The following is a 26,306-nucleotide window of genomic DNA, read 5'->3' on the forward strand; positions in this document are numbered from 1 at the left end:
TAAATTCAACATTGAATTATACTTAACCACTGAACGAAGCGAAATTCGACTCCATCTACACTAAAGCTGCCCAAATTCCAAGTGCAACACTGGATTATCTATTTCCAATACATGGTCGATATAGGCATTCTCTAACCAATACATTACTGCCCCGACATGCCAAGAATTCTCTTTTGGAATATAAACAAATTAGACTTGAGTGCAAAGCTTTCTTCATTATGTGACAGCTATGATCCCGATGTATTGATATTGGCGGAATCGAAAATTGAAGATTCCGCTCTGTTGCGTACTTTAAACAATGGCAAGGAACGGGTTTTCTTTAATGGACTAAACATTTCCAAACGGATAAAATTTTACTCAAAATACCCAGCAGATCGTTTTTTGCCTATTTTAGATGATAACTATTTTTCAGTTCGTCAAGTTATTCCTTACTTGGGCCCGCCAATATTACTTGTGGCAGTGCATTTACCCAGCAAACTACATGCCGAACCAACAGATCAAATGATCGAGGCCCAATATTTGGCTAAAACCATTCGCTCAACAGAATCCGAACGTATAATTTTTAACACGGTAGCTATTGGTGACTTTAATATGTCACCGTTTGAGGATGGAATGGTAGCTGCGAATGGTATGCACGCAGTCTTGGATAGAAACATTGCCCGTAAGCGCGATCGGATTGTCAAAGGTAGAAAATATTCATTTTTTTACAACCCGATGTGGGGAATGCTTGGCGATTTAACACAGGGGCCACCCGGCACGCACAAATACAGTAAAGCAGTTGATGTTAATCATTTTTGGCACACTTTTGATCAATTGCTGATTCGACCTGATTTAATAAAATACTTCTCCCCGGAAAATATTGAAGTAATAGAAGAGAACGGGTCTGACCATTTCCCACTTTTTTTAAATCTTACGACGGAAACACCGCTATGAATGATAATCTATGGGGAACAATTCCAAAGCCTGGAAACTTAAACACCCCAAATTCTATTTTGGTTACACAAGGGAAAGTCTTAGAAGTTGCTACTGACCGCGCGTTGAGCGGTGTTTCTATAAAAAAACCAAATAACGGTGGCTTTAATATTGATTTCTTCATAAAGGCTGAATCACTTAATAATTATCGCTATCATTTATTTACAGTTACTCATGATGTCCACTTGTATCCGGCAAAAATTTTTTATGCGGGGAAACCTCCTCTAGAATGTGAAGATGAAAGCGAGTTTAGGACCGCATTAGGTGAAATACTATCTGGATCTGCCACCAGAAAAATCATTGAAGCGCTCCTTGCTCAGGTTCGCGATGATGGAGACGATATTCCTTTCTAATTTCGACAATTCTTTGAAGTGGGGCCTATTTCGAGAATTTCATAAAATACGTCCTTTTCGAACTGACAATCTTCAAATTAACCATTGCCTTAATGCAATAAAATATGATAATTTTGGCTATTGAGTTGATCGGTGGCTTGCCTTCTGGCTTCAATAATTAGCAGGAAAGTCCCCGGCCGATGTCCGGAGTTGACGAGGTGGGGCAGATGATGGCGACCAGGAGCTGTCATCCAGCGAAGCGAAATTTCAAGTGCAAAAGATGAATACCTTAACAGTTGCATCCGCGCGGGCGATTAGGGACGGCGGCATCGACACAATGTCCGCGCTGAACACAGCGTTGATCCACACGCTCGTCAACAATTCGGAAGAAAACAGTCGAATTGAAACGTACCATCGCCAAGTTGATGGGCGAAGTGGCTTGCTAAATCGTCAACCAAGCAATCCGGGCATTTTAGGAACTGGCAGTTGATGAATCTGCTTGGGTTGAGATTGCCAGATCTCAAGCAGGTGCTCGTTACAACAGGGATAACACAGTGAAATGCTAGACAACAAGCAGCCACAAGCGGACGTTCAACATTCTGCGACACCATTTTTGCAAGGTAGACCAATTGTTTCTCAAAATACTTGCCAGTATCGCAATCGTATTTGCCGTGATTGTCTTTGCAGGCCTGTCCGGTCTAAGCTTTTACGTTTGGCCAACCGGCTTCAACGACCACAAATTGTCCGTAACACCCGACGTCATTCAGCGCTTGCGCACTCTGCAATCGGAACATAAGTTTGGTCCCGATGGCCTTACCTTCTACCCCGGCGCGGTCAATGAACGTCAGAGGCTGATGGCGCAGGCGGCGGTAGATTCGACGATCCAGTCCCTCATCGCAGAGTTGCCCAAACGGCCGCAGCGCTCAACCGTCCTCAGGACAATGAAAACCACACTGGCCAACTTCAACACCACGGAATCCGAAGAGCGCGACCAAGTTCTCGAGTATCTCAGCAAAGTGATGGAAATTTGTGGCGTCGAGAGCTCCGCCGAACTATTCAATGTCTGGCGCTACGGCTTCCCGTATGGCTGGATCATTTAGGAACAAAAAAAGGCCGGCCACATCGTGAGATGGGCCGGCCTGAAACGCTTTTTAGGCGTGGGGATGGTCGGTGTCCGGCGGCAATCGTGCCGCCTGGATAAAATTCGTGCCGGAAAAGAAGTCCGGCAACCTGTCGCTTGGCTTGAACCGCGCGCTACAGGTGTTACTTTGCCAGCAATCCCCAAAGTCAGGCTTAGGACTTCATTAAGACAGCTTAAATACCCCTTCGCCGTGCCAGAATGCCGGGGTGGATGGGTCGCGCGGGGAGGAAATGCACAATGCCAGGCGCGTCGGCCTGGCATTGAAGGGGAATTGGTGCCGATGTTTAAGGCCACCGGCTAGCCTGCTGAGTCATGCTCCGTGACATCCCTTGCCAGCTTGGACATGGTGACCAACTGGAGCACGCTTGGTACAGCGAGACGGATCATATAGGGGCAATATGACGGCCAAATGACCGTCGACAAACTTTCGCCAATCTCGACGAGAGACCTTACACGAGCAAGGGATTTGCAATGAACACACCGACGTCCCCGGCGCGGCGCAGCGCCCCGCGGCTGACGACCGCACTGCTGCTGGCAGCCTTGTTGAACGCCTGCGCGCCGCTGGCGCCGCCACCGGCGCGCACGGCGGAGGCGCCGGCAACACCAGTCGCGCCATCGTTCCCGGCAACAGCGCAGCCTGTGCCCACAGCGGCCGCTGCGCCAGCGCCAACCACACCCGGCGCGGCCGACGCCAACATGGACGCGGCAACGCTGGCGCCCTACCAGCGCGCCCGCCAGCTCGGCCAACAGGTGCTGAGCATCGCACCGGGCCGCTCGCTGATCGCCGTCACGGTGCGGCGCGGCGGCGCCTTCGCCCGCTTCGGCCACGACCACGTGGTGGCCAGCCGCGCCGTCAACGGCCTGGTCGCGCCGGCGGCGGGCCTGGCCGACTTCAGCTTCCGCCTCGACCAGCTCAGCGTCGACGAGACCGAACTGCGCGCCCAGGCCGGTCTGGACACGCAACCTGGCGCCGACGCCATCGCCGGCACACGCCACAACATGCTGGTCAAGGTGCTCGACGCCGAACGCTATCCACTGGTCCAGGTGCACGTCGAGCGCGGCGCGGCGGCCGGCGCCGCCAGCAACGCCGATGCCAATGCCGATGCCAATGCCGACGTTCCGCTGGCCGTCAGCATCACCTTGCACGGCGTCAGCCGCACGTTGACGATACCGGTGCGCATCGAACGCGAGCACAACACGCTGCGCGCCAGCGGCACGGCGCGCTTCAAGCAAAGCGACTTCGGCATCGTGCCCTACTCGCTGATGGGCGGCGCGCTCGCCGTGCAGGACCAGCTGGAATTGCGCTTCGAACTGGTCGCCCTGGCGCCGTGAGGCGACAAAAAAAAATGCCCGCGAGCTTGCGCTGCGGGCGAAAAGTTTCAAATCGGGAGAGACTTGAAAGAGCAAGGCCATTGTCGCAGTGCAGCATGACGGCTTGATGACAATTCCATTAACCTTTCCGCCGATTCAAGAGACAGGCGCGCACGCGCCGTTGACAGCGCGCCATCGCGCGGACTATGCTGGGCCGAGAACAATGGAGACATGTATATGCAGCAACCGTCGGCCGCCAGCCTGTCCAAGATCCTGCTGCGCGACGCCGTCGACAGCGACAACGGCATCGCCGTGCTCGACGCCAACAACATCTTCCTGTTCCACAACCGCGCCTTCGCCTGCATGTTCGGCTTCCCCGACGGCGCCATGCTCGGCAAGCACTACGACGACATGATGGCCTGGGCCTACACCCACCGCAGCGGTCCACTGATCGAGGCGGCCAGCCTGGACGAGTGGCTGGCCCACGTGCACAGCCGGCAGCGCAGCGTCCGCTTCCGCAGCTTCGAGGTCGACCTGATCGACGGCCGCTGGCTGCTGCTCAACGAGCAGGTTCACACCGGTGGCGAGATGGTGGTGCTGTGCACCGACATCAGCAAGCAGAAAAAGGTCGAGTTCGAGCTCAAGCAAGCCCACGCCGACCTGCAACGCCTGGCGCTGACCGACGAGCTGACCGGCATGCCGAACCGCCGCCACTTCTTCCAGCAGCTCGACACCGAGCTGGCGCGGGCGCGCCGCTACCGCCACCCGATGTGCCTGGCGATGCTCGACCTCGACCATTTCAAGCGCGTCAACGACCGCCACGGCCACCCGGCCGGCGACGCCGTGCTGCGCCACTTCGCCGCCTTCATGCGTCAGCACCTGCGCGCCGTCGACATGATCGGCCGGCTGGGCGGCGAGGAGTTCGCCATCCTGCTGCCGGAAACCGGCGTCGAGGAGGCGCTGTTCGTGCTGCGCCGCATGGTCGAGCAGCTGGCGCGGCAAACCGTCGATGCGGTCGCGCCCGGCTTTGCCTACACATTCTCCGGTGGCGTGGCCGCCGCCGACGACGCCAACAGCGTCGACTGCAAGTGGCTGCTGGCCGGCGCCGACCAGGCGCTGTACCAGGCCAAGAGCGGCGGCCGCAACCGCGTCAACGCCTACCTACCGGACGCCAACGCGCCGGCGCCGGCGGACGCCGCCTGAGCAAGGCCTTCCTGCCCCAGCACCAGCGCCGCACCGCGCCGGCTAGCGCGCCACCATCAAGCGCACGCCGAGGCCGACGAAAATCGTCCCTGCAACGCGGTCCAGCCACAGCCCGGCGCGCGGATGGCGGTTGATCCACTTGCCCACCGCGCCGGAAAAATAACCGAGCAAACCGAACAGCAGGCAGGCCTGCGCCGTGAAGATCAGGCCCAGCTGCGCCGTCTGCCAGCTGACGTCGCCGCGCTCGGCGACGACGAACTGCGGCAGGAAGGAGAGGAAGAACAGCACCACCTTCGGGTTGATGCTGTTGGCGAACAAGCCCTTGGCGAACAGCTTGCCCAGGCTGTCGTCCGGCAGGCCGGCGCCGTCGACGCTGGCGCCGCCCCGGCTGCGCAGGGCGCCGATGCCGAGCCAGACCAAATACAGGCCACCGAGCAGCTTGAGGCCACCGAAGGCCAGCGGCGAGGCGGCGATCAGCGCGCTTACACCCAACGTGGCCAGCACCGTGTGGCTGAGGCAACCAAGGGCGCAGCCGAGACCGAAGGCCATGCCCTGCCGCCGGCCGCGCGACATGCCCACGCCCAGCACCATCAGGTTGTCCGGTCCCGGCGAGGCGGTGATCGCGACGGCGACGCCGAGGAAGGCGATGGCTTGTTCTGGAGTAATGAGCACGATACAGTTTCCCGGTCGAAAAGCCGCCATGATACCCGCGCGGCGGGCGCGTTGGCAAAAGCGCCGCTGGCGCACGGCAGTGGCTTGCGTTTCGCCAGCGACATGGCGTTGTCGATTAAAATGGCTTGCCCGGCCGCTTCTTTTACTGCCGACGCCAGCGCCGCAGCTGCGGCCCGACCACCCCGACCACCCACGAGTATTGCACGCAAGATGACAATTCTTCAGCCACGTCTTGCCGCAAACCACCCCGCTGCGGGGCCGCTTTACCTGTTCTGCCTGCTAAGCCTGCTGTGCCTGCTCTGCGCCCTGCCCGCCCCGGCCCGTGCCACGCCGCTGGCCAGCCTGCAGGACGGCCAAACCAGTCTCGACCTGGCGCCCCATGCCACGCTCTACCACGCCGACGCCGGCCAGTCCGCCCCGGCCAGCGCCGCCGCCCTGCCCGCCATGCTGGCCGGCCTGCGCCCCGCCGCCAAGGTCGACCTGCTGGGCGGCAGCTACTGGCTGCACGTTGAACTGCGCAACGACAGCAATTCGAGCGCCTGGGTGGTCGACCCCAACGACACGCTGATCGAGCGGGTCGACATCGGCCTGTACGGCGCCGATAGCACTGTCAACCACCTGCAGACGGGCTACCGCGCGCCGCACGACTATATGCTGCACTACGGCAAGGACGTCGCATTGCAGCCGGGCCAGCGCTACCAGTTGCTGCTGCGCTTTTCCAGCCCCTACTACGCGCGCACGCCGGTGTTCGCGCTGGCGCCGCAGCCGGCCTACCAATTGCTGGTGGCGCGCGAGAACGTGCTGACCATCGCCGCCATCGGTGCCCTGCTGGCCTTGGCGCTGTTCAACTTTTTCATCTATTCCTACACGCGCGACCCGTCCTCGCTGTACTACTCGCTGTACGTGCTCAGCTACGCCGCCGGCTGGGGCCTGACCTTCCACCTCGGCACCGACCTGTTCGACTGGCACGAGCTGCGCGTCCACTACCTGCCCTTCTTCCTGCTGCCGGTGCTCAGCACCCTGTTCTACACCCGCTTCCTGCGCCTGCAGCAACACGCGCCCCGGCTATACCGGCTCAGCCGCCTGAACCTGGTGCTGCCGCTGCTGGCCATGCCCAGCTGCTATTTCGCGCTCGCCTACGCCCACACCCTGGCCACCATCGTCATCATGGTCTGGATGGTCCTGGCCCTGCTCAGCGGCATCGTCGTCTGGCGCCAGGGCTACCAGCCGGCGCGCTTCTTCGTGCTCGGCTTCGCCGCGCTGATGCTGCCCGGCCTGCTGATCCTGCCCGCCAACGTCGGCCTGATCCCCGCCGTGGTGGCCAACGCCCAGCTGTTCACCCTGCTCGGCGGCACCCTCGACGGCCTGCTGTTGGCCTTCGCCCTGGCCGACCAGATCCGCCTGCTGCGCAACACGCTCGAGCAGCGCGTCGCCGAGCGCACCACCGAGCTGAACGCGGCCAAGGAGCACGCCGAGGTGGTCAGCCGCCACCGCATCGACTTCCTCTCGGCGATGAGCCACGACATCCGCACCCCGCTGGCCGGCGTGATCGGCATGCTCAAGTTCGCCATGCGCGACGCCAGCGTGCGCGGCCGCACCGAGGAATACCTGCGCATCGGCCTGCAAAACGGCGAGGCGCTGCTGACCATCCTCAACGACATCCTCGACTACTCGAAGATCGACGCCGGCAAGCTGAGCGTCGAAAGCGTCGACTTCGACCTGATACTGTTGCTCGACGACGCGGTCGCCATCCTGCAGGCCCAGGCCGACGCCAAGAGCCTGCTGCTGCGCCGCGACGTGGCGCTGGACCTGCCGCGCTACGTGCGCGGCGACCCGACCCGGCTGCGCCAGATCCTGCTCAACCTGCTCGGCAACGCCATCAAGTTCACCGACGGCGGCGAGGTGCAGCTGCGCGTGACGGCGCTGCCGGCCGTTCCGGGAGAAGGCGGCGGCGGCGAAGGCGGCGTGGCGGCGATCCGCTTCGCCGTCAGCGACACCGGCCCCGGCATCGCCCCGGCCACGCTGTCGCGCCTGTTCCAAAAATTCGAGCAGGCCGACCACTCGACCACCCGGCGCTACGGCGGCACCGGCCTGGGCCTGGCCATCTGCAAGGAATTGGCCGAGCTGATGGGCGGCGCCATCGGCGTCGACAGCCGGATCGGCGCCGGCTCGACCTTCCACGTCACCCTGCCGCTGGCGCCCGGCACCGCGCCGCCGGCCGACCCGCTCGCCGCGCCGCGCCGGCAGCGCCACGCCTACCGGCTCAGCGTGCTGTGCGCCGAGGACGTGCGCACCAACCAGATCATCATCGCCACCCTGGTCGAACAGATGGGCCACGACATCCACCTGGTCGAGAACGGCCTGCAGGCGCTGCAGGCGCTGGCCAGCGCCAGCTACGACCTGGTGCTGATGGACGGCCGCATGCCGCTGATGGACGGCGAGCAGGCGGTGCGGCAGATCCGCGCCGGCGGCGACCTGCAATACCGCGTGCTCGATCCGACCGTGCCGGTGATCGCGCTGACCGCCAACGCCAGCGACCTCGACCGCGCCCGCTACCTGGCCGCCGGCATGGACGGTTTCCTCAGCAAGCCGGTCGACGAACGCCTGCTGTTCGACCAGTTCGAGCAAACCATCGCCCGCCTGCTGGCCCGTGGCCGCACGCTGCGCCCGGCCAGCGCCGAGCCGGCGCCGCCCGGCGATGCCGAGCTGGCCGCCCAGTTCGGCGTGGTGCCCCTGGCTGCCGAACCGGCGCAGGGGCAAGCGCTGGCCGATCCGGCCCAGCCGGAGACCGGCCCGGCGGCACCGGCCAGCACGTCGGCGCGGCAGTCGCCGAGCGACGCCGCCTGCCCGCTTCAGCCCGAGACGATCCGTATCCTGCCGCTGGCCGGCCTGTCGCACAAACACCTGCAACGCATCACCCAGGCCTTCCTCGACGAGGCGCCGCGCCGCTTGGCGCTGGTGAGCCAGGCGCTGGCCGAAGGCAACGCGGCGGCGGCCGCGGCGGCGCTGCACGCGCTCAAGGGCAGCGCCGGCTACCTCAGCTCGTCCCGGCTGCACGAGCTGTGCCACGAGCTCGAGGCGCTGGCCGGCACCGGCGCGCTGGCCCCGGTGGTCGCCGCCCTGCCACAGCTGGAACAAGCGCTGCAACAGGCCTGCGCCGAGTTGCGCGCCAGCCCCTGCAGCGACTGCGTCGCCACGCTGGCCGACGGCGCCGGCCGCGAGCGGACCGATCCGCTGTAGCATACACACACCAACACCAGGAAAAATATCCACATGAGTCGCGCGACATGAGCAACGAAATCAGGGCCTGGGTGCGCATGCCCTCGGCCAAACGGCTGGACCTGCTCGCCCCCACCCCCTTCGACTGGGAGGACGCCGACCTGGCGCTGGGCCTGGCCCGCACCTACCGCTGGGGCGGCCACTCGGCCTGGCCGCTGCCGCTGTCGGTGGCGCAGCACTCGATCGCCGTCATGCTGATCCGCCGCGCCGCCGGCGCCCAGCCGCCCGACCCGGTACGCGAGCTGCGCGAGCTGCTGCACGACGCCGAGGAGGGCCTGCTCGGCTTCGACTGCATCTCCGTGCTCAAACCCTTCCTCGGCGAGGCCTTCCGCGAGCTGACCCAGCGGCTGGAGCAGGCGGTGTTCCTGCGCTACGGCCTGCCGCACTGGACCAGCCGCGAACACGTCCTGCACAAGCGCGCCGACCGCCTGGCCGCCGCCAGCGAGGCGGTGCACGTGGTCGGCTGGTCGCGCCACGAGGTGCGCCGCACCCTGAAAATCAGCGCCACGCCACTCGATGTTGACCCTTTGCAACAACTATATGGCGGCACGCCGTGGGAACCATGGACTCCGGCGCTGGCCTGCGAACGTTTCCTGGAGCAATTAAATCTGCTTAAAGCACGCCTCTAAGCAAGCACCAAAACAGTGCGCAAGCCGCATGGGCAGCGGCTTTGCGGCCGGTCGGGAGCGCCACTTCGCAGGCGCTTTCTCACCAAGTCCGGCTAAGCGACCGTTTTTAAAGCGCTTTTCATAGATATCCACACCAACTGTGGATAAGGTTGTGGGTAAGTGCCACTTGACAGCGCGGAACGCCAGCACTGATGCGGGTTTCAACAAAATGCCCAATCCACAGGCAATAATTTTTATGAATAAAATCAATGACTTACAAACATGCAACTCGGCTCGTCAACGATCTTCCGCATCCGTACAAAAAATATATTTTGTGCTTAAAATAAGCTTGCCACGGCCGGCCGGGAATCCTTTGACAAAACATCCGCCTAGGAATAGTGTCACTCTACGGAACAGGTCAATTCACTCGCCACAGGAAGATGCATGAACCTGAACGACGACGACAGCACGCAATGGATGATCGATGACGAATCGAACCCCGCCGCCCCGGCCGCCAGCAAGGCCGCGCCGGCGCCGTGGAAGGTGCTGATCGTCGACGACGACGTTGATGTGCATGTGGTGACGAAATTTTCATTGAGCAACGCCTGCTTCATGGGGCGCCGCCTGTGCTTTCTGCACGCCTACAGCGGCGACGAGGCGCTGACCATCCTGCGCCACAGCGCCGACGTGGCGCTGGTGCTGCTCGACGTCATCATGGAGACCAGCGACGCCGGCCTGCGCGTGGCGCGGCAGATCCGCGAGGAACTCGACAACCAGTTGGTGCGCATCGTGCTGCGCACCGGCCAGCCCGGCCAGGCGCTGGAACACGGCATCATCCTCGACTACGACATCAACGACTTCTGGTGCAAGACCGACCTGACCACGCGCAAGCTGTTCACCACGGTGATCTCCTCGCTGCGCAGCTACGCCAACCTGCTGACGGCGCGCCAGCGCAGCGACGCGCTGACGGCGGCGCTGGCCAGGAGCCGGCAACTGTTGGCCGCGCTGGACCAGCACGCCATGCTGATGACGCTGAACCCCAAGGGCAAGATCACCGAGGTCAACGACAAGCTCTGCGCCGAGCTGCAATATGCGCGCGAGGAGCTGCTGGGCCAGGGCTGCGAGGCCCTGCCGCCGCAAGCCTGGCCGGCCGAGCAGCAGGCGGCGGCCTTGGCGGCCTTGACCGGTGGCGAAGCCTGGAGCGAGGTGGTCGCCCTGCGGCGCCGCGACGGCGAGCTGCTGAAGCTGCGGCTGAGCGTGACGCCCACGTTGGACGCCGACGGCAAACCCAGTCAGTACATCGCCCTCGCCACGTCCTGTTAGTGGCATCCCCGACAACTTATGACAAGAAGCACTGTACAGGCATACAGTTGTCATCTACCGGTAATTTCGTCGAACTTCCCCGGTAAACTCCGGCATCTTGCTTTCTGCAAGTAGATGGAAGAGGCTAAGTTGCGGATTGTTAAGGGGTTTTTCGGATATCCACAATGGCTGTGGATATCTTTGTGGACAACCCCCTATTGACAGCCCGGAGACCCTGTAACGGTGCGGCTTACAACAAACTGCCTATCCAAAAGGCAAAAACATAGTCCTTATAAATCAATGGCTTACGATAACCTGGTTTGCCGCCTGAAAAAATATCATGATTTTTCTTATCCATATTATTTGTGCATAACTTAAGCCGCCGGGCGGCAAAGCGATAAATAGCACGGACGCACCAATTTCCTGCCGGAAAAAAAGCCCGGCAGGCCAGGCAAGGCGAGGCGGATCGCCGTCAATGGCGGGGTTTTCGCCGCTGTTCTGGATGCAATAGCACCCGTTCGATGACTTCGGGGTCGATGTTGTGGGATTTGAGGTATTCGATGGCGCAAATCGAGCTGAAGCTGGCCTGCACCGAGATGCCCCGGTCGACCACCTCGCTGCTCTGCATATTGCTACGCAGTTGATGGATGACGGGCGGCGCGCTGGCCTGCGAAGCGTCCATGGCGGAAGCGTTGATCATGATCGGTCTCTTTTCAATGGAGGAAATCGGTCCAGGCCAATGCCAAAGCGGGGTGGCAGGGAGAGTATCGAACAATGGCGGCCAAAGTCAATGTCAGCCTTCCATCGCCGGGCGATATTTTTGTGCCACGCCGCCATGCCCGGCACGTGGAAACCCGCATGGACAGCGGCCCCGGCGGCAGCGATAATGCCGCCATGACTCCTGCGACAGACCCCGACCGGCCCCGCCCGTCCTCCCTCAGCGACCTGTTCCTCTCCTTCACCGTGCTGGCCCTGCAGGGCTTTGGCGGCGTGCTGGCCGTGGTGCAGCGCGAGCTGGTCGAGCGCAAACGCTGGCTGACGCAGGAGGAGTTCATCGAAGAATGGGCGGTCGCCCAGATCATGCCCGGCCCCAACGTGGCCAACCTGGCGCTGATGATAGGCGGCCGCTACTTCGGCCTGCCCGGCGCGATGGCGGCGCTGTCCGGCATGCTGGCCGTGCCGCTGGTCATCGTCGTGCTGCTGGCCGTGCTGTACGGGCACTACGCCGACAACGCCGCCGTGGCCGGCGCGCTGCGCGGCATGGCGGCCGTGTCGGCCGGCCTGATCGTCGCCACCGGCGTCAAGCTGGCCTCGGCGCTGAAGAAGCATCCATTGCCGCTGGCCTGGAGCCTGCCGCTGGCCCTGCTGGCGGTGCTGTTCATGGTGGTGTTGCACTGGCCCCTGCCCTACACCCTGGCCAGCCTGGGCGGCCTGGGCTGCGTGCTGACCTGGCGCCGGCTCAAGCCATGAGCGCGCCGCCGTTGCCGCCGTTGCCGCCGTTGCCGCCGTTGCCGCCGTTGCAATTGGTGCTGGACTGGGCCGACTGGCTCAATCTGTTCGGCCACTATTTGATGCTGTCGCTGATGTCGGTCGGCGGCGCCATCTCCACCACGGCGGAAATGCACCGCTTCCTCGTCGTCGAGCAGCACTGGTTGACCCAGGCGCAGTTCAACGACTCGATCGCCATCGCCCAGGCGGCGCCCGGACCGAACGTGCTGTTCGTCGCCCTGATGGGTTGGAATGTGGGCTTGAACGCCGGCAGCATGGCGGCCGCCCTGCTCGGTGTGGCCGTGACGATGGTCGGCATCATGCTGCCGAGCACCACGCTGACCTATCTGGCGGCGCGTTGGGGCCACCGGAACCGCGAGCTGCGCGGCGTGCGCGCCTTCAAACAGGGCATGGCGCCGGTGGTGGTCGGCCTGCTGGTGTCGGCCGGCATCATCCTCGGCAGCGCCCACCGTGAAGCGTCGACCGACTGGCCGCTGTGGCTGCTGTCGAGCGTCGCCTGCCTGCTGATCTGGCGCACCAAGATCCACCTGCTGTGGCTGATGGCGGCCGGCGCCCTGATCGGCGGCCTGCAACTGGTCTGAGCGGCCGTTGAATGACGAAAAATCAAGGCGCCGGGGATGCCGGCAAACCCTACAGGCGAAGAGCCAGGGTCGGACCCGAGGGTCCGACCCTAGGTTGCGCCCTTGGGTCTTAGCGGCACACCGGCCACCCTTTACTCTTTGACGGACTCGATGGCGAAGCTCAGGCTGACGTCGTCGCCGACGTAGGGAGCGTATTTGCCGGCGTTGAACTCGGTGCGCTTGATCTTGGCCACCGCGTTGGCGCCGCAGGCATCCTTCTTCAGCATCGGATGCGGCATGCACTGGAACGAGGTCACGGTCAGCGTCAGCGGTTTGGTGACGCCCTTGATGGTCAGGTTGCCGTCGACCGAGGCCAGCTTGTCGCCGTCGAAGTTGAACTTGGTCGACTTGTAGGTGATGGTCGGGAACTTGGCGGTGTCGAAGAAGTCCTCGGCCTGGATGTGGCCGTTGAACACGCTGTTGCCGGTGTCGACGGACTTGGTGTCGATCACCACGTCGACCGAACCGGTCTTGGCGGCGCGGTCCAGCGTGATCTTGCCGGTGGTGTTGTTGAAGCGGCTCTGTTGGGTGGAGTAGCCGAAGTGGCTGTACTCGAAGCGCGAGAAGGTGTGGCTGGGGTCGATATTGTAGGTCTCGGCGGCCAAGGCGGACATCGAGAAACCGGCGGCGATCAACAGGGCAACAATTTTTTTCATATAGGACTCCAAAAATGGACAGGGGATTCAAGATTCGACCAGGCGGCGCGCTTCGTGCACGCGATACATCTTGCCTGGTTGTTATGATATCGAATGAACCAAATTATGCTCGCGCACTATTGGGAAGTAAAACGAAAAATTTCCCGCTTTATCATCGAAAAAATCGATAATAGCCGCATGCTAGTAACAGAAAATTCGCAAGGCTGCAGCTCTTAATACATTTTAAGCATATAGAAAGCTTTATATCTTCGTTTACCTGAACATAGGGTCGATGCCATACTCCACGGCATCGAAGTATCCGGCCAGACTCACCACGTCGTCCAGACTGCCCTACAGCCCTCGTGCGATCCGCGAGCCAGGTACACGCAACAACCCGCCGCCGCGCGCCCACCGGCCCGCCGGCCATTACCCCTACTCCTGATTTATGCGCAATTTGACCAGTTTCCCCGCCCCACCAACACCACCACCCGCCACGCCGCGCCCCACGCTGATCCGCATCGCCGGCGCCAACAAGACCTTCGCCCTGCCCAAGGGCGGCGACTTCCACGCCGTGCGCGACGTCACGCTGGAGGTGCGCGAAGGCGACATCTTCGGCCTGATCGGCAAGAGCGGCGCCGGCAAGTCCACCCTGCTGCGCCTGTTCAACCTGCTCGAGCGGCCCGACAGCGGCACAGTCACCGTCGACGGCCGCGAGCTGACCGCGCTGCGCAAGAACGAGCTGCGCGACGCCCGTCGCAACATCGGCATGATCTTCCAGCAGTTCAACCTACTGCAAAACGCCACCGTGTTCGACAACGTCGCCTTCCCGCTGCGCATCCACGGCGGCATGAACGCCGAGCAGGTCGCCGCCCGCGTCGCCGACTGCCTGGCGCTGGTCGAGCTGGGCGACAAGGCCGACAGCTACCCGGCCCAGTTGTCCGGCGGCCAAAAGCAGCGCGTCGCCATCGCCCGCGCGCTGGCCAGCGGCCCGGCCGTGCTGCTGTGCGACGAGCCCACCTCGGCGCTCGACGCCGAAACCACCCGCGCCCTGCTCGGCACCCTGCAAGACATCAACCAGCGCCTCGACGTCACCATCGTCATCGTCAGCCACGAGTTGTCGGTGCTGGGCGAGATCTGCAACCGCGTCGCCGTGATCGAGGACGGCGCCGTCGCCGAACAATTCGACCTGGCCGACACCTCGGCCGTGCGCAAGACCGTGCTCGGCCGCGAACTGGCGCAACACAGCGCCGACATCATCGAAGCGCAAGCGCGCAAGGAGCGGGCCCATGCTTGAGTTCTTCACCACCGACCTGCCGGCCCGCCTGGCCCCCGTCGTCGAGATGCTGCCCGAGATGTGGGTGGCGCTGGGCCAGACCCTGACCATGCTGGGCATCGGCCTGAGCGCCGCCGTGCTGCTCGGCGGCCCGCTCGGCGTGCTGCTGTTCCTGGTGGCCGACGGCCAGTCGCTGCACAACCGCCCCGCCGCGCTGGTGCTCGGCTGGCTGGTCAACACGGTGCGCTCCTTCCCCTTCATCATCTTGCTGGTGGCGCTGGTGCCGCTCACCCGCGTCATCGCCGGCACCTCGATCGGCCCGCTGGCCGCCGCCGTGCCGTTGTCCTTCGCCGCCATCCCCTACTTCGCCCGCATGGTCGAACAGAGCCTGCGCGAGGTGCCGCGCGGCGTCATCGAGGCGGCCCACGCGATGGGCGCCACCGAGCTGCAAATCGTCACCCGCGTGCTGCTGGTCGAAGCCCGCGCCGGCCTGGTGACGGCGCTCACCGTGCTGTCGATCAGCTTCCTGTCCTACTCGGCCGTGGCCGGCGTGGTCGGCGGCGGCGGCATCGGCGACCTGGCCATCCGCTACGGCTACTACCGCTTCGAGACCGACATCATGATCGCCACCGTGGCCATGCTGATCGTCATCGTTCAGGTGATCCAATTCACCGGCAACCGCATCGCCAAACGCATCGACAAACGTTAATCCCATAAGGAATATGCAAATGACCATCACCCGCCGCGCCCTGCTGCTCTCCACCCTGACCCTGGCCCTGGCCGCCGGCTCCGCCGCCGCCAAGGACCCGAAAGAACTGGTCATCGGCACCAGCACCGGCCCCTACGCCGACCAGATCAAGCTGGGCATCAAGCCCATCCTGGAAAAGCAGGGCTACAAGGTCAAACTGGTCGAGTTCAACGACTATGTGCAGCCCAACTTCGCGCTGGCCGAGGGCTCGCTCGACGCCAACGTGTTCCAGCACGCCGTCTACCTGAACAAGTTCGCCGCCGAGCACAAGCTGGCGCTGACCGACCTGGTGCAGATCCCCACCGCGCCGATCGCCATCTACAGCCGCAAGCACAAGGCGCTGACCGAGGTGCGCGAGGGCCAGACCGTGGCCATGCCGAACGACCCGACCAACCAGGCGCGCGCGCTGGTGATGCTCGACCAACTGGGCTGGATCAAGCTGCGCGACAAGGTCGACCCGCTGCGCGCGTCGGAGAAGGACATCGTCAACAACATCAAGAAGGTCAAGCTGGTGGCGCTGGAGGCGGCGCAGCTGCCCCGCTCGCTGCAGGACACCGACTACTCCTTCATCAACGGCAACTACGCGCTGGCCTCGGGCATCCGCTTGAAGGAGGCGCTGCTGACCGAGAAGATTTCGGCCAACTACGTCAACCTGGTGGCCATCCGCAGCGCCGACAAGGACAAGCAGTTCGCCAAGGACATCGCGGCGGCCTACCGCTCGCAGGCCTTCCTCGACGTGACCAACAAGCACTTCGCCGACTACGCCAAGACCGACGACCAGCTGGCGCTGGAGGCGGCGGCCAAACCGGCCGCGAAGCCGGCGGCCAAACCGGCGAAGAAGTAAGTCGGCCAAGTAAGCCGGCCCAGTCAGCCGGCCCGCTGGCGGGAATCCATGGCAAGCATGCATTCCCGCCACTTGCCGCTCCCGCAGAGCTGGGCAGCGGCATGCCAACGGCCGTGCTAACATGCTCCCATGAAATATAAATTGTTCCTGTTTGATTTAGACGATACGCTGCTCGACTTCAAGGCATCCGAGACCCTCTCCTTCGTGCGCACCATGCGGGAATTGGGCCTGCACGAGGGCATCGACGGGCTGTTCCGGCATTACCAGGCGGTTAACCTGGAACTCTGGAAAAAATTCGAGGAAGGCAGCGTTTCCAAGGATTTCCTCAAGGTGGAGCGCTTCCGCGCCACCTTCCTGAGCCACGGCCTCGAGCTCGACCCCGAGGCGGCCAGTCGCGCCTATCTGGAGTCCCTGTCGGATACGGTGGTCCTGATCGACGGCGCCAAGACGCTCTGCGCCACCTTGGCCGGCGTCGGCAAGGTGGGCGTCATCACCAACGGCGTCGAATCGATCCAGAACCGCCGCATCGCCAGTTCCGGGCTGCTCGAGCACATTTCCTTCGTGGCGACGTCCGAGGCTTGCGGCTTCGCCAAGCCGGATGGTCGATTTTTCGACTATGCCGCCAGGATGGCCGGCGCCTTCGCCAAGGACGAAACGGTCATCGTCGGCGACCGTTTGGACGCCGACATTCTCGGCGCCAACCGATACGGCATTGAAAGCTGCTGGTTCAACCCCTCCCGCGCCGCCAACGAATCGACGGCGCTTCCCACCTACGAGGTCGCCAGCCTGGGCGACATCGTTCCATCCTTGCAAGGACTGGCGGTCTGCTGACCGATGCGGGCCGGCCCGCCGGGCGGCGGCGGCGCGCTCAGTCGTTGCGCATCTGCGCCTGCGACACGTTGCTGCCGGCCGGCACGCTCTGCGTCAACCACACGTTGCCACCGATGGTGGAGCCGGCGCCGATGGTGATGCGCCCCAAAATGGTTGCGCCGGCGTAGATCACCACGTCGTCCTCGACGATCGGGTGGCGCGGCACGCCCTTGATCAAGGCGCCCTGCTCGTCGGCCGGGAAGCGCTTGGCGCCCAGCGTGACGTGCTGGTACAGCCGCACGCGCTGGCCGATGATGGCGGTCTCGCCGATCACCACGCCGGTGCCGTGGTCGATGAAGAAGCTGGCGCCGATGCGCGCGCCGGGATGGATGTCGATGCCGGTCAGGGTGTGGCTGATGTCGCAGATCAGCCGCGCCAGGAAGGGCGAACCGAGTTGGTGCAGCCGGTGCGCCAAGCGGTAGTACAGGATGGCGATGGTGCCCGGGTAGCACAGCATGATCTCGGCCACCGAGGTGGCCGCCGGGTCGCCCGAGAAGGCCGCCTGCACGTCCGACACCAGCAGCGCGCGAATCTCCGGCAGACCGGCGGCGAACTCGCGGGTGACGCAGTTGGCCTGCTCGCTGAGCGCCTCCTCGTCGCACACGCCGCCGCCGGCGGAGAACTGCAGGCCGCGCCGCACCTGCTCGGTGAGCCGGTTCAAGGTGGTGTTGAGGGTGTCGCCGACGAAGTAGTCGATGCTCTCGTCGGTCAGGTTGGGCCGCCCGTAATGGGTCGGGAACAGCACCGCCTGCAGGCCGTTGACGATGGTGGTCAAGGCCTCGCGCGAGGGCAGCTCGCGCACCCGGCCCTGGTGGCGGATGTTGTGGGTGGCCTCGCGCGACACGCGCAGCTGCGCAATCACCGGCGCCAGGTTCCAGTGCGTCGGTTTGACGCCGTGCTTGTCAAAGGTATCGATAGTCATCGTGGTTCCGCTTCGCTTGGGGTCGGGATGTGCCGCTTGCTGCACACCGCATGATGCGCAGGCGGGCGACGAAACCGAAGGAATCAATTCGTCGTTCGATATGCTGCATCGGCATATGATTATGTCATCCCCCGCGAAAACGCGCTGGCGCCGACGCCGCCGCGCCGCCTGACGTAAAATACCGTCCTAACGAACAATAAGCCCCTTCATGAACATTTTGCTGACCCTGCTGCTGGCGGGCCTGACCATGGTCGGGCCGCTGGCCATCGACACCTACCTGCCCTCCTTCCCCGCCATCGCGCAGACCTTCGACGCCAGCCCGATGCTGATCCAGCAGACGCTGAGCGCCTTCCTGTTCTGCTTCGCCTTCATGATGCTGTTCTACGGCACCCTGTCGGACTCCTTCGGCCGCCGCCCCGTCATCCTCGGCTCGCTGGTGTTGTACATCGCCGCCTCGCTGGGCGCCGCGCTGGCGCCGTCCTACGGTGTGCTGCTGGCCTGCCGCGTGCTGCAGGGCCTGGCCGCCGGCGCCGGCTCGGTGGTCGGCCGCGCCATCGTGCAGGACCGCTTCTCCGGCGGCGAGGCGCAGAAGATCCTGTCGCACATCATGATGGTGTTCGGCCTGGCGCCGGCCATCGCCCCGGTGCTGGGCGGCTGGCTGCAGGTGTCGTTCGGCTGGCGCTCGATCTTCTGGTTCCTCGCCGCCTTCGGCGTGCTGATGTTCGTCGCCGTGCAGCGCGCCCTGCCGGAAAGCCTGCCGCCGCGCGAGCGCCACCCCTTCCACCTCGGCGTGATCGCCGCCAACTACTGGAAGGTGCTGTGCCACCGCCAGTTCCTGCTGGTGTCGGTGGCCGTCGGCATGAGCTTCGCCGGCTTCGCCCTGTACATCGGCTCGGCCGCCTACTTCGTCATGAACATACTGCACCTGCCGGAGACCGCCTTCGCCTGGCTGTTCATCCCGCTCATCAGCGGCATGGTGGTCGGCTCGGCGCTGGCCGCCAAGTTCGCCCACCGCTACTCGCAGGCCGCGCTGATCTGGACCAGCTACGCACTGATGACCGTCGCCGCCGCCGTCAACATCGCCTACAACTACTACTTCGCCGCCGAGGTGCCGTGGGCCGTGCTGCCGCTGTTCGTCTACTCGTTCGCGCTGGCGCTGGCCATGCCGCCGATGACGCTGCTGGCCTTGAACCACTTCCCCAACAACAGCGGGCTGGCCTCGTCGATGCAGTCGTTCATCCAAATGCTGTTGTTCGCGCTGGTGTCGGGATTGGTGGCGCCGCTGCTGTTCGACAGCGCGCTCAAGCTGGCCTACGGCGTCATGGCCGGCCTGGTCCTGAGTCTGCTGGCCTGGCTGCTGGCGCAGGGCGGCAAATCGGCCGAAGTGGCCGAGGTGGCCGAGGTGGCCTAGGGCCAGGGCGCCGGCGTCACCTCGATGTACTGCGGGCCGCCGTCGGCCGGCTCGGCGACGCTTGGCTCCGCCTGCTTGAACATGTCGTCATGGCCCAACGCCAGGATCTCCTTGCGCGCTTCGACGAAGTTGGCGCTCGACAGCGGATGCTGCTGGTCCGGCCAGTTGTGGATGGCCCATTCCTGCAACGCCTCGAAGCGGCGCCACAATTCGCCGACGAACTGCCGGCGTTGATCACTGTTTTCCATGCTTCCTCCTGAGTGTTTAGCCCCCAGTATATGCCAGGCGCGCGGCGCCGCATGGTGCGGCAGCGCACATGGCGCCGCCGCGCCCTGCGGGCAGGCGCCCGCGACATCGGCGCCATCGTCGTCGAGGACGACCACGACAGCGCCTTCCGCTACGGGGCCGGCCCACCGACTCGCTCGAGAGAATGGTATAAATACTGGCCGAACTTGCATGAAAAGCCGGCCACGGCGGCGGCCCTGCAAGTAGAATAGCGCCATGCAAGGCATGAGTAACCAGCCTGGCAGCCCTCCCATGGACCGAAACGATGCGACTGACTTCCTTCACCGACTACACGCTGCGCACCCTGCTCTACCTCGGTGTCAACCGCGACCGCCTGGTCACCATCCAGGACATCGCCGACCTGCACGCGATCTCCAAGAACCATTTGATGAAGGTGGTCTACCAGTTGGGCTTGTCGGGCGTCGTCGAGACGGTGCGCGGCCGCAACGGCGGGCTACGCCTCAAGCGCGAGCCGGAGCAGATCAACATCGGCGCGCTGGTGCGCGAGACGGAAACCGACTTCTACATGGCCGAGTGCTTCGACCGCGCCAACAACTCCTGCCCGCTGACGCCGGACTGCAAGCTCAAGTCCAGTCTGGGCGAAGCCACGCAGGCCTATCTGGCGGTACTCGACAAGCTGACCCTGCGCGACCTGTTGCCCAAGGACGCGCCGGCCGACGGCGCCGTGCCCATCACCTTCATGCCGCGCGCCTGAACGCGCGCGCAGTCGCGAGCGCGCCTGCAACCCCGAAGCGTGTGCCCGGGGTCTGACCCCGTACGGGGTCAGACCCCTGCCGTTCCGGGTCAATAGCACGCATTCCGCGCCACTGCCCTTGCTTACGCGGCGTGTTTTTGCGTCAGCTGCGGCAGCGAGGCCATCAAGTCGGCGAAGCGCTGGCCCTGGATCATCACGTGGTCGCGCAGCAGCTGGGCCGCCAGGTCGCCGTCGCCGCGCACAATGGCTTGCACCACGCCGTCGTGCTCGTCGTAGGAGTTGGCCAGCCGGTTGCGCACGCGCAGTTGCAGGCGGCGGTAGGGCCGCAGGCGGCGGTATAGATTGCGCGTCTGCTCGATCAGGAACTGGTTGTGGCTGCCGGCGTAGATCGTCTCGTGGAACACTTCGTTCTTGTAGTAATAGGCGTCCGGCTCCTCGGCGTCGCGCGCCTCCTTGCAGGCCTGGTGCGCCGCCAGCAAGGCCTGCTGTTCCTCCGGCGTCATGCGCCGCGCCGCCAGGCGGCCGCAGGTCGCCTCCATCTCCGACATCACTTCGAACATCTCGACCAGCTGCTGCGGCCCCAGCTCGGCGACGATGGCGCCGCGCCGTGGCCGGATCACCACCAGCCCCATCGAGGCGAGCTGGATCAGCGTTTCGCGGATCGGCGTGCGCGACACGCCGAAGCGTTGCGCCAATTCGGTCTCGTCCAAATGCTGGCCCGGCGACAGGCTGCCGACGGCGATCAGTTCTTCTATGGCTTCGCGCAAGGTGGCGGAATGGTTGCTCATGGTTCTGGCTGCCGTGTATATGAACCTTCATTATAAAACCTAAGTCTGGCTTGAGAATGTATTCAGTCAACATATTCTTGTATACATAAAAACGGACATTGCATATTATCTTGCGTGATCCATAATGTTGTTCTAATTAAATCCTTGGAGGACGTATGACCTTACTCAAACGCAGGGCAATGCTGGGCGCGCTCGCCACCGGCCTCTCCACCCCACTCTGGCTGCAGTCGGCCTGGGCCCAGTCGGCGACGAGCTTGAAGATCTCCCACCAGTTCCCCGGCGGCACCATCAGCGAGGGCGACTTCCGCGACCGCCTAAGCCGCATGTTCGCCGCCGAGGTGGAAAAGCGCAGCAAGGGCACGCTGAAGTTCGAGGTCTATCCCGGCTCCTCGCTGATGAAGACCAACGCCCAGTTCTCCTCGATGCGCAAGGGCGCGCTGGACCTGTCGCTGGTGCCGCTGTCCTACGCCGGCGGCGAGGTGCCGGAGGTGAACATCGGCCTGATGCCCGGCCTGGTCACCTCCTACGAGCAGGGCTACAGCTGGAAGAACGCCGAGGTGGGCAAGGAGTTGAACCGCATCCTGCTGGACAAGGGCATCGTGGTGGTCAGCTGGATCTGGCAGGCCGGCGGCGTCGCCTCGCGCGGCAAGCCGATCGTCGAGCCGGAGGACGCCAAGGGCCTGAAGATACGCGGCGGCTCGCGCGAAATGGACCTGATCCTGAAGGCGGCCGGCGCCGCCGTGGTCTCGCTGCCGTCCAACGAGATCTACGCCGCCATGCAGACCGGCGCGATGGACGCGGCGCTGACCTCGTCGACCTCGCTGATCTCGTTCCGCCTGGAGGAGGTGTCGAAGGCGCTGACCTCGGGCCGTGGCGCCGCCTACTGGTTCATGTTCGAGCCCTTGATGATGTCGAAGGCGGTGTTCGACCGCCTCAGCAAGGAGCAGCAGGCCGCCATCATGGCGGTCGGCGGCGAGCTGGAGACCTTCGCCCGCAAATCGGCGCAGACCGACGACTCGCTGGTGGCCGCCGTCTACCAGAAGGCCGGCGCCAAGGTGGTCGACTTGAGCCCCGCCACCGTCAAGAAGTGGCAGGCCATCGCCCGCGCCACCGCCTGGAAGGACTACGGCGAACGCAACGAGAATTGCGCCAAGCTGCTGATGCTGGCCCAGAAGACGCTATGAGCCACGGCTTCGAACTGAAGCCGCCGCCGGGGCCGGCGCTGCCGGACCAGCCGGCGCTGGCCGCCGTCGCCAAGCTGCTGAACCTGCTCAACAGCGCGCTGCTCAAGCTGTCGATGGCGGCGCTGGTGCTGACCGCGCTGGTGCTGACCTACTCGGTGGTGTCGCGCTACTTCTTCCAGGCGCCCACCGACTGGCAGGACGAGGCCTCGGTCTTCATGCTGGTCGGCGTGACCTTCTTCTGCACCGCCTACGTGCAGTCGTATCGCGGCCACATCGGCATCGAGGCGCTGGCCGCGCTGCTGCCGCGCCGGGTCAACCTGTTTCGCCTGTTCTTGGTCGACCTGCTGTCCTGCTTGTTCTGCGCCTTCTTCTCGTGGAAATCGTGGACGCTGTTCCACGAGGCCTGGCGCGACGGCCAAACCACCTCGTCCACCTTCGCGCCGCCGCTGTGGATACCCTACGCGATGATGGCGACCGGGATGACCATCCTGACGCTGCAGATCCTGCTGCAAACCCTGGCCCACATGACTAATCAACCTCGCCAAGGGGAGGCGCCATGAGCGAACTGACGCTGGGCGCCCTGTACGGCGCCGTCACCCTGGTGGTCATGTTCTCCGGCATGCCGATCGCCTTCGCGCTGGGCGTGGTGGCCACCGGCTTCATGTACTTCTGCATGCCGGCCTCCTCGCTCGACACCATCACCCAGAACGTCTACGAGGAGATGGCCTCGATCACGCTGCTGTCGATCCCGCTGTTCATCCTCAAGGGCGCGGCGATCGGCAAGTCGCCCGCCGGCAAGGACCTGTACTCGGCCATCCACACCTGGCTGCACAAGGTGCCGGGCGGCCTGGGCATCGCCAACGTGTTCGCCTGCGCGCTGTTCGCCGCCATGGCCGGCTCCTCGCCGGCCACCTGCTCGGCGATCGGTTCGGCCGGCATTCCGGAGATGCGCAAGCGCGGCTACTCGCCCGGCTTCGCCGCCGGCATCATCGCCGCCGGCGGCACGCTGGGCATCCTGCTGCCGCCGTCGATCACCATGATCCTGTACGCGGTGGCCGCCGAGCAGTCGCTGGGCCGCCTGTTCCTGGCCGGCATAGGCCCCGGCATTCTGCTGGTGCTGCTGTTCGCCGGCTACGCCGTGCAACGCGCCCGCAAGGAGTACAGCCTGGCGCTGAAGATCTACGAACAGGGCGGCGCCAAGTCGGCCTATCTGGAGGACGAGCACTTCACGCTGGCGCAAAAGGTCGAGATGCTGCCGCGCGTGCTGCCCTTCCTGGTCCTGCTGATCGGCGTGATGGTGGCGCTGTACGGCGGCTTCGCCACGCCGTCCGAAACGGCCGGCCTGGGCGCGCTGCTGGCGCTGGTGCTGATCGCCGTGGTCTACCGCGTCTGGCGGCCGATGGACCTGGCGCCGATCCTGAGCTCGACCATCAAGGAGTCGACCATGCTGCTGCTGATCATCGGCATGTCGCTGTTCTACTCCTACGTGATGAGCTACCTGCACATCAGCCAGTCGGCCGCCAACTGGGTGGTCGGCATGCATCTGTCAAAATGGCTGCTGCTGGCGGTGATTCTGCTGATGGTGATCGTGTTCGGCTTCTTCCTGCCGCCGGTTTCGATTATCCTGATGACCGCGCCCATCATCCTGCCGCCGCTGAAGGCCGCCGGCTTCGACCTGATCTGGTTCGGCATCGTCATGACGGTGGTGATGGAGATGGGGCTGATCCATCCGCCGGTGGGGCTGAACATCTTCGTCATCAAGAACATCGCGCCGGACATTCCGCTCAAGGACGTAGTCTGGGGCGTGTTCCCCTTCCTGGTGCTGATGTTCGTCGCCGTGCTGCTGTTGTGCGTCTTCCCCGGCATCGCCACCGGTCTGCCGAACCTGATCATGGGAGTGAAATGATGAACCAGACGTCGAACCAGCCGCGCCAGTGGGACACGCTGCAGCGCAACCGCGCCGCGCGGCTGGAACGGGGCCGCGCCACGCTCGGCAACGAGCTGGCCGGCAAGAGCCTGCCGGCCGGCCGCATCGCCGACCTGCTGCACGCCGTGCTCGAATGCGGCGACCGCGTCTGCCTGGAGGGGAACAACCAGAAGCAGGCCGACTTCCTCGGCCAGGCGCTGGCCGGGCTGGACCCGGCCCGCGTCAACGGCCTGCACATGCTGCAGTCGGTGCTGGCCCTGCCCGAGCACCTCGACGTGTTCGAGCGCGGCGTCGCCGCCAAGCTGGACTTCTCCTTCTCCGGCCCGCAGGCCGGCCGGGTGGCCAAGCTGCTGGCCGCCGGCAAACTCAACATCGGCGCTATCCACACCTACCTGGAGCTGTTCAGCCGCTACTTCGTCGACCTGCCGCCGCGCGTGGCGCTGATCGCCGCCGAGGCGGCCGACCGCGACGGCAACCTCTACACCGGCCCCAACACCGAGGACACGCCGGCCATCGTCGAGGCCACCGCCTTCAAGAACGGCATCGTCATCGTCCAGGTGAACCGGATCATGGACACGCTGCCGCGCGTCGACATCCCCGGCGACTGGGTCGACTTCGTCGTGCAGTCGCCCGCGCCCTACTACATCGAGCCGCTGTTCACGCGCGACCCGGCGCAGATCTCGGAGATCCAGGTGCTGATGGCGATGATGGCCATCAAGGGCATCTACGCCGAGTACCGGGTCGAGCGGCTCAACCACGGCATCGGCTTCGACACCGCCGCCATCGAGCTGCTGCTGCCGACCTACGCCGCCTCGCTCGGCCTGCAGGGCAAGATCGGCCGCCACTGGGCGCTCAATCCGCACCCGGCGCTGATCCCGGCGATCGAGTCCGGCTTCGTCGAATCGGTCTACTCCTTCGGCTCCGAGCTGGGCATGGAGGACTACATCCGCGCCCGGCCCGACGTGTTCGCCGTCGGCCCGGACGGCAGCATGCGCAGCAACCGCGCCTTCTGCCAGGCGGCCGGCCACTACGCCTGCGACATGTTCATCGGCTCGACCCTGCAGATCGACTTGCAGGGCAACTCGTCGACGGCCACGCTCGGGCGCATCTCCGGCTTCGGCGGCGCGCCCAACATGGGCGCCGACGCGCGCGGCCGGCGCCACGCCAGCCCGGCCTGGCTGAAGGCCGGCGCCGAGGCGCGCAGCGGCCGCAACACCATCCCGCGCGGCCAGAAGCTGGTGGTGCAGATCGTCGAGACCTTCCGCGAGCATATGCAGCCGGCCTTCGTCGAGCGGCTCGACGCCTGGGAGCTGGCCGAGCAGGCCGGCATGGCGATCCCGCCGGTGATGATCTACGGCGACGACGTGACCCACATCCTGACCGAGGAAGGCATCGCCAACCTGCTGCTGTGCCGCGGCGACGCGGAGCGCGAACAGGCCATCCGTGGCGTGGCCGGCTACACCCCGGTCGGCCTGGGGCGCGACCAGGCGATGGTGGCGGATCTGCGCCGGCGCGGCATCATCCGCCGCGCCGAGGACCTGGGCATCGACAAGCGCCTGGCCACGCGCGACCTGCTGGCGGCGAAGAACATGAAGGACCTGGTGCGCGCGTCGGGCGGCCTGTACAACCCGCCCAAGCGCTTCCGCAACTGGTGATCTGAACGGCGCTGGGAGTTATCCCTAAAGGCGCCGAACCAGGGTCAGACCCTAGGGTCTGACCCTCGAATTCCGCCGCTGGGTACGTTCAACTGGGCGG

The 26,306-nt window shown here is 64.2% G+C and carries 26 protein-coding genes; 20 read left to right on the top strand and 6 right to left on the bottom strand.

Annotated elements, in window-relative coordinates; all coding sequences use genetic code 11:
* Positions 1-156 precede the first annotated feature (156 nt).
* From BM252_RS29885 to BM252_RS04015, 5 genes are all read left to right on the top strand, one after another.
* Positions 157-933, top strand: a complete 777-nt coding sequence (locus BM252_RS29885) for an endonuclease/exonuclease/phosphatase family protein (RefSeq protein ID WP_139236278.1) — start codon at positions 157-159, stop codon at positions 931-933.
* Complete coding sequence (locus BM252_RS29890; RefSeq protein ID WP_139236280.1) at positions 930-1,325, top strand: hypothetical protein; 396 nt, start codon at positions 930-932, stop codon at positions 1,323-1,325. The genes BM252_RS29885 and BM252_RS29890 overlap by 4 nt, the downstream gene beginning before the upstream one ends.
* A 608-nt stretch (positions 1,326-1,933) precedes the next feature.
* Positions 1,934-2,404, top strand: coding sequence for a DUF4844 domain-containing protein (locus BM252_RS04005; RefSeq protein WP_217429869.1), 471 nt, complete (start codon positions 1,934-1,936; stop codon positions 2,402-2,404).
* Between the two features lie 512 nt (positions 2,405-2,916).
* Entirely contained in the window at positions 2,917-3,777 is an 861-nt protein-coding gene (locus BM252_RS04010) for a YceI family protein (protein WP_093383957.1), read from the top strand.
* A gap of 216 nt (positions 3,778-3,993) precedes the next feature.
* Positions 3,994-4,959, top strand: coding sequence for a GGDEF domain-containing protein (locus BM252_RS04015; protein ID WP_093384248.1), 966 nt, complete (start codon positions 3,994-3,996; stop codon positions 4,957-4,959).
* A 42-nt stretch (positions 4,960-5,001) separates the two neighbouring features.
* Here BM252_RS04015 and BM252_RS04020 read toward each other — a convergent pair whose 3' ends face one another.
* Positions 5,002-5,631 carry a LysE family translocator gene (locus tag BM252_RS04020; protein WP_093383959.1) on the bottom strand — a complete coding sequence of 210 codons (630 nt, stop codon included), beginning with the start codon at positions 5,629-5,631 and terminating at the stop codon, positions 5,002-5,004.
* Between the two features lie 210 nt (positions 5,632-5,841).
* Here BM252_RS04020 and BM252_RS04025 point away from each other — a divergent pair, with 210 nt between their 5' ends.
* The 3 genes from BM252_RS04025 (at position 5,842) to BM252_RS04035 (ending at position 10,841) form a co-directional block, all read left to right on the top strand.
* Positions 5,842-8,871 (top strand): hybrid sensor histidine kinase/response regulator, encoded by a 3,030-nt coding sequence (locus BM252_RS04025; RefSeq protein ID WP_093383962.1) that lies wholly within the window; start codon positions 5,842-5,844, stop codon positions 8,869-8,871.
* Positions 8,872-8,918: 47 nt separating this feature from the next.
* Positions 8,919-9,539 carry a phosphohydrolase gene (locus BM252_RS04030; protein WP_217429870.1) on the top strand — a complete coding sequence of 207 codons (621 nt, stop codon included), beginning with the start codon at positions 8,919-8,921 and terminating at the stop codon, positions 9,537-9,539.
* 423 nt (positions 9,540-9,962) lie between these two features.
* Entirely contained in the window at positions 9,963-10,841 is an 879-nt protein-coding gene (locus tag BM252_RS04035; RefSeq protein WP_093383964.1) for a PAS domain-containing protein, read from the top strand.
* A gap of 451 nt (positions 10,842-11,292) precedes the next feature.
* Here BM252_RS04035 and BM252_RS04040 read toward each other — a convergent pair whose 3' ends face one another.
* Positions 11,293-11,520: a hypothetical protein gene (locus tag BM252_RS04040; protein ID WP_245774074.1), complete on the bottom strand. Its 228-nt coding sequence runs from the start codon at positions 11,518-11,520 to the stop codon at positions 11,293-11,295.
* 194 nt (positions 11,521-11,714) lie between these two features.
* Here BM252_RS04040 and BM252_RS04045 point away from each other — a divergent pair, with 194 nt between their 5' ends.
* Both BM252_RS04045 and BM252_RS04050 read left to right on the top strand, forming a co-directional pair.
* Positions 11,715-12,290, top strand: coding sequence for a chromate transporter (locus BM252_RS04045; protein WP_093384256.1), 576 nt, complete (start codon positions 11,715-11,717; stop codon positions 12,288-12,290).
* Positions 12,287-12,910, top strand: coding sequence for a chromate transporter (locus tag BM252_RS04050; protein WP_093383967.1), 624 nt, complete (start codon positions 12,287-12,289; stop codon positions 12,908-12,910). The genes BM252_RS04045 and BM252_RS04050 overlap by 4 nt, the downstream gene beginning before the upstream one ends.
* A 131-nt stretch (positions 12,911-13,041) precedes the next feature.
* Here the strand turns inward: BM252_RS04050 and BM252_RS04055 are convergent, their stop codons facing one another.
* A complete protein-coding gene (locus BM252_RS04055) occupies positions 13,042-13,605 on the bottom strand; it encodes a YceI family protein (protein WP_093383969.1) in 564 nt (187 codons plus the stop codon).
* Between the two features lie 424 nt (positions 13,606-14,029).
* Between BM252_RS04055 and BM252_RS04060 the strand changes: the two genes are divergently transcribed.
* The 4 genes from BM252_RS04060 to BM252_RS04075 all read left to right on the top strand — a co-directional run bounded on the left by BM252_RS04060 (position 14,030) and on the right by BM252_RS04075 (position 17,280).
* The gene (locus BM252_RS04060; protein ID WP_093383972.1) at positions 14,030-14,878 is read left to right on the top strand and encodes a methionine ABC transporter ATP-binding protein; all 849 of its coding nucleotides are present in this window, start codon (positions 14,030-14,032) and stop codon (positions 14,876-14,878) included.
* Positions 14,871-15,566 carry a methionine ABC transporter permease gene (locus BM252_RS04065; protein WP_174900408.1) on the top strand — a complete coding sequence of 232 codons (696 nt, stop codon included), beginning with the start codon at positions 14,871-14,873 and terminating at the stop codon, positions 15,564-15,566. The genes BM252_RS04060 and BM252_RS04065 overlap by 8 nt, the downstream gene beginning before the upstream one ends.
* A 19-nt stretch (positions 15,567-15,585) precedes the next feature.
* Positions 15,586-16,449, top strand: coding sequence for a MetQ/NlpA family ABC transporter substrate-binding protein (locus tag BM252_RS04070; protein WP_093383974.1), 864 nt, complete (start codon positions 15,586-15,588; stop codon positions 16,447-16,449).
* Positions 16,450-16,578: 129 nt separating this feature from the next.
* Entirely contained in the window at positions 16,579-17,280 is a 702-nt protein-coding gene (locus BM252_RS04075; protein WP_093383977.1) for a YjjG family noncanonical pyrimidine nucleotidase, read from the top strand.
* Positions 17,281-17,317: 37 nt separating this feature from the next.
* On the opposite strand, the gene epsC is transcribed toward BM252_RS04075, so the two are convergent.
* Positions 17,318-18,241 carry a serine O-acetyltransferase EpsC gene (gene epsC / locus BM252_RS04080; protein ID WP_093383978.1) on the bottom strand — a complete coding sequence of 308 codons (924 nt, stop codon included), beginning with the start codon at positions 18,239-18,241 and terminating at the stop codon, positions 17,318-17,320.
* 208 nt (positions 18,242-18,449) lie between these two features.
* Between epsC and BM252_RS04085 the strand changes: the two genes are divergently transcribed.
* The gene (locus tag BM252_RS04085) at positions 18,450-19,652 is read left to right on the top strand and encodes a multidrug effflux MFS transporter (protein ID WP_093383981.1); all 1,203 of its coding nucleotides are present in this window, start codon (positions 18,450-18,452) and stop codon (positions 19,650-19,652) included.
* Here the strand turns inward: BM252_RS04085 and BM252_RS04090 are convergent.
* Positions 19,649-19,900, bottom strand: a complete 252-nt coding sequence (locus BM252_RS04090; protein ID WP_093383983.1) for a hypothetical protein — start codon at positions 19,898-19,900, stop codon at positions 19,649-19,651. The two genes, BM252_RS04085 and BM252_RS04090, sit on opposite strands and share 4 nt — an antisense overlap.
* 302 nt (positions 19,901-20,202) lie before the next feature.
* On the opposite strand from BM252_RS04090, the gene BM252_RS04100 reads away from it, so the two are divergent.
* Positions 20,203-20,652: an RrF2 family transcriptional regulator gene (locus BM252_RS04100; RefSeq protein ID WP_093383988.1), complete on the top strand. Its 450-nt coding sequence runs from the start codon at positions 20,203-20,205 to the stop codon at positions 20,650-20,652.
* Between the two features lie 122 nt (positions 20,653-20,774).
* On the opposite strand, the gene BM252_RS04105 is transcribed toward BM252_RS04100, so the two are convergent.
* Complete coding sequence (locus tag BM252_RS04105; RefSeq protein ID WP_093383991.1) at positions 20,775-21,440, bottom strand: GntR family transcriptional regulator; 666 nt, start codon at positions 21,438-21,440, stop codon at positions 20,775-20,777.
* A 155-nt stretch (positions 21,441-21,595) separates the two neighbouring features.
* Here BM252_RS04105 and BM252_RS04110 point away from each other — a divergent pair, with 155 nt between their 5' ends.
* From BM252_RS04110 to mdcA, 4 genes are read left to right on the top strand one after another with little or no spacing between them, the layout of a single operon-like run.
* Complete coding sequence (locus BM252_RS04110; protein ID WP_093383993.1) at positions 21,596-22,624, top strand: TRAP transporter substrate-binding protein; 1,029 nt, start codon at positions 21,596-21,598, stop codon at positions 22,622-22,624.
* Positions 22,621-23,184 (top strand): TRAP transporter small permease, encoded by a 564-nt coding sequence (locus tag BM252_RS04115; RefSeq protein ID WP_093383996.1) that lies wholly within the window; start codon positions 22,621-22,623, stop codon positions 23,182-23,184. Before BM252_RS04110 ends, BM252_RS04115 begins: the two co-directional genes overlap by 4 nt.
* Complete coding sequence (locus tag BM252_RS04120; RefSeq protein ID WP_093383998.1) at positions 23,181-24,530, top strand: TRAP transporter large permease; 1,350 nt, start codon at positions 23,181-23,183, stop codon at positions 24,528-24,530. Before BM252_RS04115 ends, BM252_RS04120 begins: the two co-directional genes overlap by 4 nt.
* The gene (mdcA, locus tag BM252_RS04125) at positions 24,530-26,206 is read left to right on the top strand and encodes a malonate decarboxylase subunit alpha (RefSeq protein WP_093384001.1); all 1,677 of its coding nucleotides are present in this window, start codon (positions 24,530-24,532) and stop codon (positions 26,204-26,206) included. Before BM252_RS04120 ends, mdcA begins: the two co-directional genes overlap by 1 nt.
* The last annotated feature ends 100 nt before the right edge of the window (positions 26,207-26,306 follow it).

Origin of the sequence: Rugamonas rubra (assembly GCF_900114705.1) — a bacterium.
Lineage (GTDB): Bacteria > Pseudomonadota > Gammaproteobacteria > Burkholderiales > Burkholderiaceae_D > Rugamonas > Rugamonas rubra.